The sequence below is a fragment of the Campylobacter concisus genome (assembly GCF_003048605.1).
Taxonomy (GTDB): domain Bacteria; phylum Campylobacterota; class Campylobacteria; order Campylobacterales; family Campylobacteraceae; genus Campylobacter_A; species Campylobacter_A concisus_BM.
Genome location: NZ_PIRX01000002.1, coordinates 123,577 through 138,142, shown reverse-complemented (window position 1 = coordinate 138,142; position 14,566 = coordinate 123,577). Strand labels below are relative to the sequence as shown.

Genomic DNA, 14,566 nt, shown 5'->3' with positions numbered 1-14,566 from the left:
ATTCTATTATCCTTTTAAAATTTAATATAATCAAATAAAAACATTTGTAACTTAAAATATCATTAATCAATTCTTACTAGAAAATTAAAATTTATATAATCGTCATAGAAATATCATCTATTAATTACAAAAAATTCTATAAATGTAACATATAATAAAATAATGTAACTATATTGTACCTAGGTACAATTTACAATTTCTCCTAATAGTTATAAAATAATGCCAAAATTAATTTAGCCCAAAAGGAATGAACATGGCAAAGAAACTAGGCACAATTAAGTCTATATCAGGTTCTGCTGAGGTTATCGCAGTAGATAAAAGTGGTAACCAAAGGGTACTAAAAGTTGGTGATAGCCTTTATGAAGGTGAGACGGTAAAAACAACTTCAGCTGATTCTAAGGTTGTGATAGCGACAAATAATGGAAAAGAGCTATCAATGATCGGCGAAGATACGCTAAGCCTTGATCCAAGGGCAACTACTGGTGATTCACAAGTAGCAGCACTTCAAAAAGCCTTATTAAATGGCGCAAATTTAGGCGACTTAGAGGAAACAGCAGCTGGCGGTACAAGCGGCGGTCGTGCTGGTGATGGCGTTAGTCTTGGTGAAACCAGATTTGAGCATGGTGGGCATTATTCAAATGTAAGCACTAGCACTAGTGCGATAAATTCGTTGGGCGGTTTTGGTTTTGCTAGCCCAGAAACAGGCGTAAGAGGCGGCCTAGATAATGACGGCACTGGCGGCGGCACAGGTTTTTACATCGACACTACAGCTCCAGTAGTAACTATAAATTCTATTAACCCAGTAGATACAAACGAAAAAGCAGATGGCAACCCAGACAAAGGAATTGTAACTGGTAAATCAGACGAGCCAAATGCTCCAGTAGTAGTAAAAGATAAAGATGGCAAAATAATTGGTAGTGGTACAACTGATGATAAAGGAAATTTCGAAGTTCCAACTGATGCAATCAAAACAGGCGATAAAGTAACAGTAGAAGTAACTGATAAAGCTGGCAACACTGGTAAAGGTGATGGCACAGCTGGTAATACAGTTTACACAGATACAACTCCTCCAACAGTTGAAGACGTTAAAGTAACTCCAGTAGATGAAAACAACCCAGCAGATGGCAACCCAGACAAAGGAATTGTAAAAGGTCATTCAGATGAGCCAAATGCTCCAGTAGTAGTAAAAGATAAAGATGGCAAAATAATTGGTAGTGGTACAACTGATGATAAAGGAAATTTCGAAGTTCCAACTGATGCAATCAAAACAGGCGATAAAGTAACAGTAGAAGTAACTGATAAAGCTGGCAACACTGGTAAAGGTGATGGCACAGCTGGTAATACAGTTTACACAGATACAACTCCTCCAACTGAGCCAACAATCACATTTGTTGAAGATATCAATCCAAAAGATGGCAAGCTAAATAAAGCTGAAAACGGTAGCGATAGTGATAACGCTAATACAACAGCTAAAATTTCTATCCCAACAGATGCAGTAGTAAATGATGTGATCAAATACACTGTAAATGGTGAAGAAAAATCACATCCTATAACTGATGCTGATAAAGCAAAAGGACACATAGAGGTTAAAGTACCAGTAGTTGATGGTAAGACTTCAACAGTAACAGCTAAGATCGTTGATCAAGCGGGTAATGCTAGTAAAGAAGTATCTGGTAGTGTAGATGTGGATCTAACTATCGGCAATCCAAAAGTTAGATTTTTAGAAGATACAGATAATAACGGTGTTCTAAGCGTTGCTGAAGTGGCTGCTATAAAAGACGGCAAAGCTCACTGGGTAATAGATATCCCAACAGACGGTAGCATAAAAGCTGGTGATGTGATCCAGTCAATAGACAGCAAAGGCAATTGGGTTAAATTTGTTACTATAACTGATGAGATGATCAAAGATGGTAGATTTGAAGCTACATTTAACGTTGATATAGAAAAACTAAGAAATGGCAAATATGAGACTCCAGAGTATAGATTTGCTGATGATGCTGGCAACATTAGCGACTCATCAAAAGCTACGCTTACACTTGATTCAGAACTAACTCGCCAACCAAGCAACCCATCTATCAAATTCCCAGAAGATACTAACGAAGATGGTAAGATATCTGACAAAGAGAACAAAGAAGGCGATAAAGATGCTGGCAAAACAACAGCTGAAGTAGTCATTCCAAAAGATGGCAGCGTAAAACCAGGCGATAAGCTAATAGTTACTGATGACAATGGCAAGGAGACTGTAAGACCAATCGAGCAAAGTGATATCGATAAGGGTAGCATCGATGTTCCAGTTGATCTAAACCCAGGTAAAGATAACAATGTAACAGCAGAGATCATCAATCCAAATAACCCTAACAACCCAGGCAAGGATAGCAAGGTGATAGGTGAAGATAGTGAGAATACTAAAGCTCCAGAAGCTCCAGTAATCAATGAAATAATTGATGATGTTAAAGGCTATGGAGAAGATACTAAAGTAGGTAACGTTCTTGATGTTAAAGGTCATCTAACAAATGATAAAACTCCAACTATCAAAGGCACTGCAAAAGCTGGCTCAAAAGTAGAAATTTATGATAATGGCGACAGAATAGGTGAGACAACAGCTAAAGCTGATGGTTCATGGGAATTTGCAGCTCCAGAACTTACTAAACAAGGCGAGCATAAATTTACAGCAACTGCTGAGAATAAATTTGGTAAGAGCACACCAAGCAATGAAGCTACAATCGATCTAGATTCAATTGCTCCAAAACTTGATAACGTTAAAATTACTCCAATCGATACTAATAGCAAAGCCGATGATACAGCAGAGCTAACTATGGGAACAGGTCATACAGATACTCCAAATGCTGAGATATTATTTAGAGATGTAGATAACAACATTATAGGAAAAGGTCACGCTAACAGTGCAGGTGACTTCTTAATTCAACTAGATAAAGCTGTTCAGCCAGGTACTCCAGTATTTGTTCAAGCAATAGATAAAGCTGGTAACGCAGGTACAGAAATGGCTACGGCTGGCAATATAGAGCATCCAAATGATCATACAGCTCCATCAGAGCCAACAATCACATTTGTTGAAGATATCAATCCAAAAGATGGCAAGCTAAATAAAGCTGAAAACGGTAGCGATAGTGATAACGCTAATACAACAGCTAAAATTTCTATCCCAACAGATGCAGTAGTAAATGATGTGATCAAATACACTGTAAATGGTGAAGAAAAATCACATCCTATAACTGATGCTGATAAAGCAAAAGGACACATAGAGGTTAAAGTACCAGTAGTTGATGGTAAGACTTCAACAGTAACAGCTAAGATCGTTGATCAAGCGGGTAATGCTAGTAAAGAAGTATCTGGTAGTGTAGATGTGGATCTAACTATCGGCAATCCAAAAGTTAGATTTTTAGAAGATACAGATAATAACGGTGTTCTAAGCGTTGCTGAAGTGGCTGCTATAAAAGACGGCAAAGCTCACTGGGTAATAGATATCCCAACAGACGGTAGCATAAAAGCTGGTGATGTGATCCAGTCAATAGACAGCAAAGGCAATTGGGTTAAATTTGTTACTATAACTGATGAGATGATCAAAGATGGTAGATTTGAAGCTACATTTAACGTTGATATAGAAAAACTAAGAAATGGCAAATATGAGACTCCAGAGTATAGATTTGCTGATGATGCTGGCAACATTAGCGACTCATCAAAAGCTACGCTTACACTTGATTCAGAACTAACTCGCCAACCAAGCAACCCATCTATCAAATTCCCAGAAGATACTAACGAAGATGGTAAGATATCTGACAAAGAGAACAAAGAAGGCGATAAAGATGCTGGCAAAACAACAGCTGAAGTAGTCATTCCAAAAGATGGCAGCGTAAAACCAGGCGATAAACTTATCGTTAAAGACAACAGCGACAAGCCAAAAGAGCACGTTATCACAGAAAAAGATATCGAAAATGGTAAGGTTGAAGTTGCAGTTGATATTAAAACAGGAGATAAGACAACTATAACAGCTGAGATCGTCAATCCAAACAATCCAAGCAAGCCAAGCGAGGAAATTTCAAAAGATATCACTGAGGCTTCTTCTACCGTCCAAGTAACAATCGACGAAATTTATGATGACGTAGCTGGTGGTGTAGTAAATGGTGATGTTAAAAATGGTCTAACAAACGATAATCTACCAACATTCAAAGGTAGTGCAGCTCCTGGTGCAACAGTAGAAATTTATGAGAGCTTCTTAACAACTACAGAAAAAACTCTAGTTGGTAAAACAGTAGCTGACGCTAATGGCAAATGGAGCTTTACTCCAACTGAAGCTATGGGTGATGGCCTACACTACTTCGAAGCACATGCTACTGATAGTGCAGGTAATAAATCAATCACACCTAAGGTTGAGCTAGATGTAGATGCAACAGCTCCAAGTGTTGAAAACCTAAAAGTAAGCCCACTAGATATTAGCAACCCAGCTGATAACACTCCAGAAAAAGGTAGAGTAGAGGGTAGCTCTGATACACAAGATGCTAAGGTTATTGTTAAAGATGAAGCTGGTAATGTAATTGGTGAAGGCAAAGTAGGTGGAGATGGCAAATTTGTTATAGATACTACTAAACCACTAAACCCAGGTGATAAAATAAAAGTAGAGATCACTGATGAAGCTGGCAACACTGGTAAAGGTAGTGCAGTAACAGGTAATGATATCATCCATACTCATGCTACAACTCAAGTAACAATCGACGAAATTTATGATGACGTAGCTGGTGGTGTAGTAAATGGTGATGTTAAAAATGGTCTAACAAACGATAATCTACCAACATTCAAAGGTAGTGCAGCTCCTGGTGCAACAGTAGAAATTTATGAGAGCTTCTTAACAACTACAGAAAAAACTCTAGTTGGTAAAACAGTAGCTGACGCTAATGGCAAATGGAGCTTTACTCCAACTGAAGCTATGGGTGATGGCCTACACTACTTCGAAGCACATGCTACTGATAGTGCAGGTAATAAATCAATCACACCTAAGGTTGAGCTAGATGTAGATGCAACAGCTAATGCTCCAGTAATAAATGCTGTAAATGATGATGTAGATAGCCACACTGGCAACGTTTTAGACGCTAAAACAAAAGTTGCTCTAACAAACGACAGCACACCAACTCTTGAGGGATATGCTGAGCCTAACTCGGTAGTAACTATATATGAGATTAGTGAACTAAGTGGCGATAAGAGAGCTATAGGAACTACTACAGCTGATAAGCATGGTGGTTGGAAATTTGAACTACCTCAGCTAGAAGATGGCGAGTATCAATACACTACAAGAGCACAAGATAAAGCAGGAAATATCTCAGACTTCTCAGAAACAGTGGTAGTTAATGTTGACCTAGTAGCTCCGTCTGAGCCAACAATCATATTTGTTGAAGATATCAATAAAAAAGATGGCAAGCTAAATAAAGCAGAGAACGGCAAAGATGGTGACAATGCTAGCACAACAGCTCAAATTTCTGTTCCAGGCGATGCTGAAGAAAATGATGTGATCCACTACACTGTAAATGGTGAGGAAAAAACACATACTATAACTTACAATGACAGAGTAGCTGGCTACATAGAAGTTAAAGTACCAGTAGTTGATGGACAAACTTCAACTATCACAGCTAAGATCGTTGATCAAGCAGGCAATGCTAGCGAAATGGTAAAAGAGAGCATAAGCTCAGACTTTACAGCTCCTAATACTCCAGTTATTACCGCTGTGATTGATGAATGGTATGGTGGCGTTGAATTTGATAACGTTCTTGGTAAAGACAAAGGCTTAACAAACGATAATACTCCTAAATTTAAAGGCACAGCTGAGGCTGGTTCGACTATCGTTCTTAAAAATGGAAACGAAATTATAGGTGAGGATATAGAAGTTAAAACTAATGGTACTTGGGAATTTACACCAAAAACTCCACTTGCTGATGGTGAGTATAATGTAACAGCTACAGCAACAGATAAAGCTGGCAACGTTAGTAATCCGTCAAATGTAGCAACCATCAATGTTGATACTAACTGCGCTAAACCAGTTATCACTGAGATTATAGATGATGTAGCTGGTGGCGCTGTAAATGGCGACGTAAAATTTGGCTTAACAAATGATAACTTGCCAACGCTAAAAGGTACTGCAGAGGCATTTGCAGAAGTTAAATTTATGATCGACGGTAGACCTGTATTTAAAGATGGCAAGCAAGTTTCTGTAACGGCTGATGAAAATGGCAAATGGGAATATACATTAGAGGTAAATTCTAACTGGGGTGGCAAAGTTCATGCTGCGTTAGAAGATGGTCGCCATACTTTTGAAGCACAAGCAACTGATAAAGCAGGAAACAATAGCAAGCCATCTGACGTGGTAAGCGTAGATGTTGATACTACCGCGAGAGCTCCAAAAGTAATGATCACAGCTGATGCAGACGACAACAACATCTTGACAGCTACTGAAGCGTCTGCTTTAACTGACGGCAAACTAAAATGGGTTATCAAGCTACCAGAGGATGCAAAAGAAGGCGATAGAATCGAAGTGTCTAATAGCCATAGAGAGTGGGTAACTGTATTAACCCTAAGTGCTGCTAACGTAGCTAAAGGTGAGGTTGTAAGAGATGATTTCAGTGCTGATTTTGTAAAAGGTAGACCTGGTTTCCAAACTCCATCTTATAGGATAGTAGATCAAGCTGGTAATATCAGTGCAGAGGGTACAGACTCAGTTAGATTTGACAAGACTGCTCCTACAGCCCCAGTTATCAAAGAGGTTATTGATGACCATAAAGGCTATGATGATGATACTAGAGTAGGCGACGTGCTTAAAGTAGAAGGTGGTTTAACAAATGACAATACCCCAACTATCAAAGGTACAGCTGAGGCTGGTATAAAAGTTGATATTTATGACAACGGCAAGTTTATCGGAACTACAAAAGCTGATACTAATGGCAACTGGGAATTTACACCGAGCACAAGCGCAGTACTACCTGATGGCAAACATAGCATTACTGCGGTAGCTAAAAATGCTCTAGATGTAGAAAGTGCACCTAGCAATGCAGCCAACATAGATGTCGATACTGTAACACCTAAACCAACTATAGATAGCATTACCGACAATGTAGAAGGTGGTATATATAAAGGTGACGTTAAAGGTGGTTTAACAAACGACAATAGACCGGTATTTGAAGGTAAGGCCGAAAAAGGTGCATTTATTGAGCTTTTCGATAATGACAAAGTAATAGGCGCAACTAAAGCTGGTGAAGATGGTAAATGGACAATACAGCCAAAAGAGCCAATGGCTGATGGCAAGCATAATATGGTCGTACAAGCAACTGACCTAGCTGGAAACAGAAGTAGATCTGACCAAACATCTTCAGATGTAGACACAACAAGTCCTGGCGTTGTCAAGATCACAGCAGTTTGTGACGATGTGGCTGGCTATAACGGTAAAGTAGGAAATATCCTTGGTGTAAATAATGGCCTAACAGACGATAGTACACCAACTATCAAAGGTACAGCAAAACCTGGTGTAACTATAACAATTAAAGATGGTGACAAGGTTGTTGATGGAGATATCAAATATAATGGTGATGGTTCTTGGGAATTTACACCAAAAACTCCACTTGCTGAGGGTAAACATGAGTTAACCGCAATAGCTACAAGCAAGACCGGTGTAGTAAGCAACCCTTCAAATGTGGCAGCTATAGATGTTGATACTAAGATAGCAGATGCGAAAGTTGAATTTATCGAAGATACAAATAACGATGGTAAATTTAGCTGGAAAGAAAATATAGAAAATACTCACACAGGACGTCTATCATGGAAGGCTCTTATACCAGATGATGGTAGCATAAAAGCTGGTGATATATTCCACTATAAATGGGATGAAACAGGCTGGCATGAGCGCGCTATAAGTCAAGCTGAAATTGATAGAGGCTACATTGGTGAGATGAAAAATAACCAAATTGACAAAGATCAGCCGGATGCTGGTAAGCCTATGCCTTATGGTAAAAATGCAAACGGAAGCGTTTATGTTGCTGAAGCATACTTTAGCGATGCAGCTGGCAATAAAGGTGCTAAAGGTAGCGATAAAGTGGTATTTGACTTTAGTGATAATCAGCAAGTTGCGACAACTAACGTTAAGATCACAAGCATCTATGATGATGTTAGAGGTGGCCACGTAGGCAATCTTATCACAAATGAGGCTGCGCAAGTTGCAGGCTTAACAAATGATAAGACACCAACTATAAGTGGAACAGCTGAGGCTAATGCAAGCGTAAAAGTATCTGTAGTTGATGGTAAGTCACATAGTGTTTGGGAGAAAACTATAACAGCTGAAAGTGATGGTAGCTGGAAGGTAACAACTGATGATATTGCCGACGGTAACTACTCTGTAACAGCAGTAGCTACAAATAAAGCTGGTGTGGTTTCAAATCCTTATGTAGTATCAAATCTTGAGATAGATACAACTATTGCTCAACCGAACATTTGGATTAAAGAAGATGCAAATCAAGATAAAATCTATGATAAAGCAGATTATGAAAATCCAGCAAATGGCAATGGTGATATAACATTTGTTGTAGATATACCACAAGATCGTGTAACTATAAAAGCTGGGGATGTTTTCCACTATATGATCAATACTAATAATCCAAAATGGGGCAATATAAACGGTTATACCGAAGATATTACTATAACTGAAGCAGATATCAAGAGCGGTAGTATAAGTCGAGTGGTAACTCTTTGCGATGATGGCAAAGACTTTAATATGAGCCATGACGGTATGATAGTATCTATGAATGGATACTTTAAAGACCTAGCCGGTAATGCACTTTCTAATGATACAATGGTAAGGTTTGATCTAAAGAACACTTATGGCGGTAAAGTAAGAAGCACTAGAAGCTTGCCAGATGATATCTTAGACAATGATAGTGTTGATCTAAGCAAGGCTGCTCACTTAGATGAGCCAAAAGCTGAGCTAAATGTTCTAAATAACAATAAAATAGGCGTTAGCGCAAATGATCTTTTAGAAACACCAAAAGATCATATCATGAGTGAAGGTAAGTCAGAAGCTAAACCTTCTTATGCTACTGCAAGCTCACATGCTGGCGAAGAAAATATAGCTACAACTCATCCTATCCAAATCGAAGAGAAAGTAGAAAACCACTTCTAATTTCTTAAAAGCAGGGCGGATAAAGTCTGCCTTGCTTTGAATTTGTTTGCGGTGAAGGGAGTTTGTATGCAAAGCGAGAAGACAAAAAATTTACTCGATGAAGTAAATGAAACAATAGATTTTATATTTAGAACATGTAACAGAAATGGTGGCACAAAGAAGGCTTTAGAAGATAAAAAGCTAAGTAGAGAAATTTTAAAAGATAAATTTAAATCGATCTTTTTAAAATTTGGCCAGATAGATGAGGCTAGTTTTAAGAGTGCGATCCTCGCAAATGAGGAAGCAAAAGAGCTAAATGAGATAGCGATGGCTCTTGAGATAGACAAAGATGTAAGCTTGCTAGAGCTAGAGCGAGCGATAAATTTTGACCTAACTAGCGTCAAAGAAGAAATTTATAAATTTCAAAACAATATCCGATAAAAATGGTGTGAGAGGGGGTCTCACACCAAAATTTAATAACTAAACACTTCAGGATCGATAACCATCGCTCTATAAGCGACATCATCTCTTGAAGCAGAATCCACATCCATCTCAAATTTTATATCATTTGTCTTCGGGTCGATCTCGACTAAGACCATTTTGATAGTCTTGTCAGGGCGAAGTAAATTTACATTTGAGCTTGAGATAAAGTAGGTGCTTTTATCCTTTTGCCACTCGACATTGCTAGTAACCGCGCTATAAAAGTCAAATCCACGCTCCTTACCAAACTGCCAAGTCTGCTCAACCGTGCCCTTTTTCTCATCTATCTTGTATTCAACCGCACGGGAGTATTTGTCCTCTTTAAAGGCTGGCTGCTCCATGCCTCTAGCATCGCCATTGTCAAAGACGCTTAGGTGTTTTACGCTACCTTTGTTGTCATATCTTGGTGTTAGCCACGCAGTGTGCTGTGTCCATGACCAGTCAAATTCGCCCTCGCATTTTGAGTTTTCACATTTTATCTTATTGCCTTTGCTATCGACTGGAGTTAGCACTTTTGCTTTAAAGTCCTCGCTCCAGCCCTCAGGCGAGGCTAATATCCATTTTACTTTTTTATCGCGTCCTATCTTTACGATGCCTTGGTGACGAAGCGAAAGGATGATGCTATCATCGCTCTCATCGTATGAGATAGAATTTACATGCGCCCAGTTTCTGCCTGTACCAGTAGAGGTGATATCGCCAAATGGCTGATCGTCGCTTATCTTGATCTCTTTTGCATCCATATCGATATTTAGGCAAACAGCTCTAGCATCAAGCGCTTTTATGAGGTTGCTACGATAAACGTTGTTGCCAAAAATTTCATTTAGATCCCACTCTTCGACCACCTTGCCAGTGTTATCGACCTCGATGATGTGGTCTCTTATGGTGTGAGAAATTTTGCCATTTTTGTGATGATAGTTGTATTTGCCAACTCTAAGTAGTGAGTGATCGCCCTTTAATGGCATAACTTCGTGGCTTAGATCGATGTAGCCTCTAGGTAGTGGGCGGTTGTAAATTTCTTTTCCCATTAGATCATATCTAAGATATCTTTGAGCCATGCCAAAGCTGATATCGCCGTTTTTTAGCTGATGAAAGCCCATCATCATACCCCCATCCATCACTCTTCTCTCGCTGCGGTCGTAAAATTTCTGATAGTCAAGGTACCATCTGACCTCGCCCTTGGTATCTACGATGTAGTTTTCGGTAAAGTCGTTCCAGCTAGCAGCTCCACCATTTTTCCAATCAAGCGGTTTATAGACGCTTGTGATCGTATTATTTATGAGATAGAGCCTGTTTTTAAAGGCAGGATCGACCTTTTTGACGCGAGTTTTTTGCATGTGCGAGAACCTAAAATCACGGCTATATGTGACGATAGGTTGGGCGTAAATTTTATATGTCTCAACCTTTTTAGCTCCATTAAATGTGTAACTAAGCTCGACCTCATTTAGATAGTCAGGATAAAGTCCCCAAATAGGCACGCCGTCATGTGTGAGTAGGGCATGCTCTGAAACGTTGTAGTCGATATCGATACCGCCATCTGGCTTGCCTTTTACTTTGACGTGGATATCTTTGATATCTTTGCCAGCACTATCGATGATAGCAGTTAGCGGCGATACGTCGTAGGGGTTTATAAAGACTGAGCCAAGTTCTCCTTGAACCTTTACTTGATGAGCTAAGACTCCAGCGTTTAGTGGAGCACTAAAGCCAAAACCACTCACCAAAACAGCCGCAAGGGCAACTGAACCTAAGAAATTCTTGCTCATTTTCGCTCCTTTGTGAAATTTAATGATATCTTACTACCCAAATTTCACGCAAAACTAACGCTTATATAAAAAGATGCTTAAGTAAATTTATAAAGAAGTGGTTTTAAAGGGTGAAAATAAAAGAAGAATTTAGGAGCAAATGCCCCTAAATTTTAGTTATTTGCGTCAAATTTCTTAAGAGAAAAAAGAACAAATTTGTAGCTAATAAATAGCGTTACTGGCCAAAGTGCCAAAAAAATTCCTGCTTCTAACATCTTTTATCCTTAGTATGCGTGATGATCGTTTTTGATCTCATCTTGCGTGATCTTCTTGCTATCTATCGCTCTCCAAACTACGACGATATAGGCAAGCACGAAAGGCACTAACAAGCTAACATATGCCATAACGCCAAGTGTGTAGTGGCTTGAGCTTGCATTTTTGATAGTTAGCGAACTAGCAAGGTCGCTAAATGACGGATAAAATGCGGTGCCATTTAGTCCTGTTATCAAAAATAGCGCGGTCACAGCTAGCGTAACGCCAACGCCGTAAGCGAAAATTCCGCGAATACTCTTTGTAAATGCCCCTTGGAAAATTCCAACAAGCACCAAAAGCACGCCAACAAGAAGCAATATGCCAGCGATAGGCATCTCGATCAAATTTATAGCGTATTTGTAAGCAACAAGGCTAACTACGCCGTTTGCGTCGTATGCAAAGCCATCTTTTGTAAGTATCCACGCAAGAAATCCTAGGAAAAATGGCAAGAATAGCACGGTATTAACAAGCAGCTGTTTTCTAGCGTTTTGTATAAATTCGCCATCAGCAATGTTGTTCATAAGATATAAGCAGCCGCCTATACGAGATAGGAAAAACATCGCTATGCCAAGCAAGTACAAGTAAGGATTTGATAAAGCTTCAAGACCACGAAATGGAGTCTTCCACTCGACAAAGTTGTGTTCATTTAGCACAAAATCACTACCGCTAAAAAATGTGCTAACCGCCATGCCGATAAGGATAACGCCAAGTGAGCCATTTATGAAAAGGAAAATTTCATAAGTTCTAGCGCCTAAGAAGTTATCAGGCTTTTTGCGGTACTCGTAGCTTACAGCTTGGACTATAAAGCAAAATAAAATAGCCAGCCAAACCCAGTAAGCGCCACCAAAGCTAGTAGCGTAAAATAGCGGGAATGCCGCAAAGCACGCGCCACCAAACATAACAAGCGTCGTAAATGTAAGCTCCCATTTTCTACCGATAGAATTTATGAGCATATCTTTTTTAAGCTCGTCCTTACCAAGGCTAAAGATGAGTGTTTGACCGCCTTGAACAAACATCATAAACACCAAAAGTCCGCCAAGAAGGCTAACTATAAACCACCAATAAATTTGTAAATTTTCTAAGCTTAAACTATGCATGGTCGTTAAATCCTATCTTTATTTGCTTAAGCATGATCTTGATCTCGGCAATCAGCAAGACCGTAAATAAAACAGCAAATAATATAAATGAAATTTTTACGTTTGAGTCAGATAAATTTGTAGCTCCGACGCCAACGGTCATGAGATCTTGTATTACCCAAGGCTGACGGCCGACTTCTGCTACTATCCAGCCAGCCTCAGCTGCGATGTAGCCAAGCGGTATAGTAAAGAGGCAGATCCACAAAAAGGCTCTTATGTTTTCAAATTTATATTTTTTTGAAAGATTTAGATAGAGCGTAATAGCAAAAAGAGCTATAAAGTAAGTGCCAAGCGCGACCATGATGTGGAAGCTATAAAATGTAAGCGCAACTGGTGGCACAGCATCTTTTGCATCTTTAAGATAGCCATATCCTAAGAAATTTAGATTGCTCTCTAAATTTGAAAGTGAGCTTTTCATAAGACTCTCGTCATTTGCTTTTTTGGCCTCTTTGTAGTTTTTAAGAGCTTCGATAGCTACTTTACCCTTTGCCATCTTCTCTTCTACGCTTATTAGATTGTGCTCGCTGTTGCCATAAAGTAGGTCATTTATGCCCGGCGTAAATGAGTTAAGCTCTCTGTTTGCCATGATGCCAAGTGCGTAAGGTACTTTTATCTCAAACAAAAAGGCATCGCTCTCATCGCCAAGCTTTTTAGCTGGGTTTAAAATACCAGCTGCAACTAGGCCAGCGTTTTGCTCGCCCTTATAAAGTCCCTCCATGGCTGCTAGCTTCATAGGCTGCTTTTGAGCTGCAAGATATGCGCTCTCGTCGCCACTAAGTAGTAAAAATGCTGAAGTGATAAGGCCAAATGCGCTAGCAACGACGATACTTTTTTTAGCAAGCAAGATGTGGCGTTTTTGGATCAAAAACCAAGCAGAAATTCCTATCACAAAAATAGCTGAGATAGTGTAGCCGCTAGTTACTGTGTGTAAAAATTTAGTGATACCAAGTGGATTTAGCGCGACTTCGAAGAAATTTTGCATCTCCATTCTAGCGGTATCTGGGTTAAATTTCATGCCTATTGGATACTGCATCCAACCATTTGCGATCAAGATCCAAAGTGCGCTTAAATTTGAACCGATCGCAACAAGCCATGTTGAAAGTAGGTGAAATTTCTTACTAACCTTTTCCCAGCCAAAAAACATAATGGCAAAAAATGTACTCTCCATGAAAAATGCTAGCAAGCCCTCGATCGCAAGTGGAGCGCCGAATATATCGCCGACAAACCAGCTATAATTTGCCCAGTTTGTACCAAACTCAAACTCCATGATGATGCCAGTAGCTACACCAATAGCGAAATTTATACCAAAGAGCTTTAGCCAAAATTTCGTTATCTCAAGCCAGGCCTTATCGCCAGTTTTGACATATATCGTCTCCATAATGGCGATGATAAAACTTAGCCCCAACGTAAGCGGGACAAACAAAAAGTGGTAAATGGCAGTCAGCGCAAACTGAGCCCTAGACCAATCAACAAAATCCATCTCAGACATTTTATTCCTTTATTAAATTACGAATTACAAATTCGCTTTTTTCTTCGTCAGTTTGAAATTTGGTATTAAGGGTCTCGTCAAAGATGAAGACCTTTAATATCCCAAACATAATGATAAGCTTTATCGCTATGAGAAGCCATAGTTTCTTGCCTATTTTCATATTTTTAAAGCCGTCTACATATAATGAGGCGATGTTTTTTAAGCAGTTTTTAATCATGATGTCGAAGTCTATAACAAAAAAACTTAAAGAATAATTTTTAAA

Annotated in this window: 6 protein-coding genes; 2 read left to right on the top strand and 4 right to left on the bottom strand. The window is 39.2% G+C overall.

Annotation, left to right across the window (positions count from 1 at the left end; genetic code table 11):
* Nucleotides 1-253: 253 nt before the first annotated feature.
* Both CVS86_RS01990 and CVS86_RS01985 read left to right on the top strand, forming a co-directional pair.
* Entirely contained in the window at nucleotides 254-9,169 is an 8,916-nt protein-coding gene (locus CVS86_RS01990; RefSeq protein WP_159070805.1) for an Ig-like domain-containing protein, read from the top strand.
* 66 nt (nucleotides 9,170-9,235) lie between these two features.
* Nucleotides 9,236-9,589, top strand: a complete 354-nt coding sequence (locus CVS86_RS01985) for a hypothetical protein (RefSeq protein WP_021086308.1) — start codon at nucleotides 9,236-9,238, stop codon at nucleotides 9,587-9,589.
* 32 nt (nucleotides 9,590-9,621) lie between these two features.
* Here CVS86_RS01985 and CVS86_RS01980 read toward each other — a convergent pair whose 3' ends face one another.
* The 4 genes from CVS86_RS01980 to CVS86_RS01965 all read right to left on the bottom strand — a co-directional run bounded on the left by CVS86_RS01980 (nucleotide 9,622) and on the right by CVS86_RS01965 (nucleotide 14,521).
* Nucleotides 9,622-11,388, bottom strand: a complete 1,767-nt coding sequence (locus CVS86_RS01980; protein WP_107790796.1) for an aryl-sulfate sulfotransferase — start codon at nucleotides 11,386-11,388, stop codon at nucleotides 9,622-9,624.
* Between the two features lie 263 nt (nucleotides 11,389-11,651).
* Nucleotides 11,652-12,776 carry a cytochrome d ubiquinol oxidase subunit II gene (locus CVS86_RS01975; protein ID WP_107790795.1) on the bottom strand — a complete coding sequence of 375 codons (1,125 nt, stop codon included), beginning with the start codon at nucleotides 12,774-12,776 and terminating at the stop codon, nucleotides 11,652-11,654.
* Entirely contained in the window at nucleotides 12,769-14,304 is a 1,536-nt protein-coding gene (locus CVS86_RS01970) for a cytochrome ubiquinol oxidase subunit I (protein WP_107790794.1), read from the bottom strand. Before CVS86_RS01970 ends, CVS86_RS01975 begins: the two co-directional genes overlap by 8 nt.
* Before the next feature lies 1 nt (nucleotide 14,305).
* The gene (locus CVS86_RS01965) at nucleotides 14,306-14,521 is read right to left on the bottom strand and encodes a DUF4492 domain-containing protein (RefSeq protein WP_048809899.1); all 216 of its coding nucleotides are present in this window, start codon (nucleotides 14,519-14,521) and stop codon (nucleotides 14,306-14,308) included.
* Between the last annotated feature and the right edge of the window lie 45 nt (nucleotides 14,522-14,566).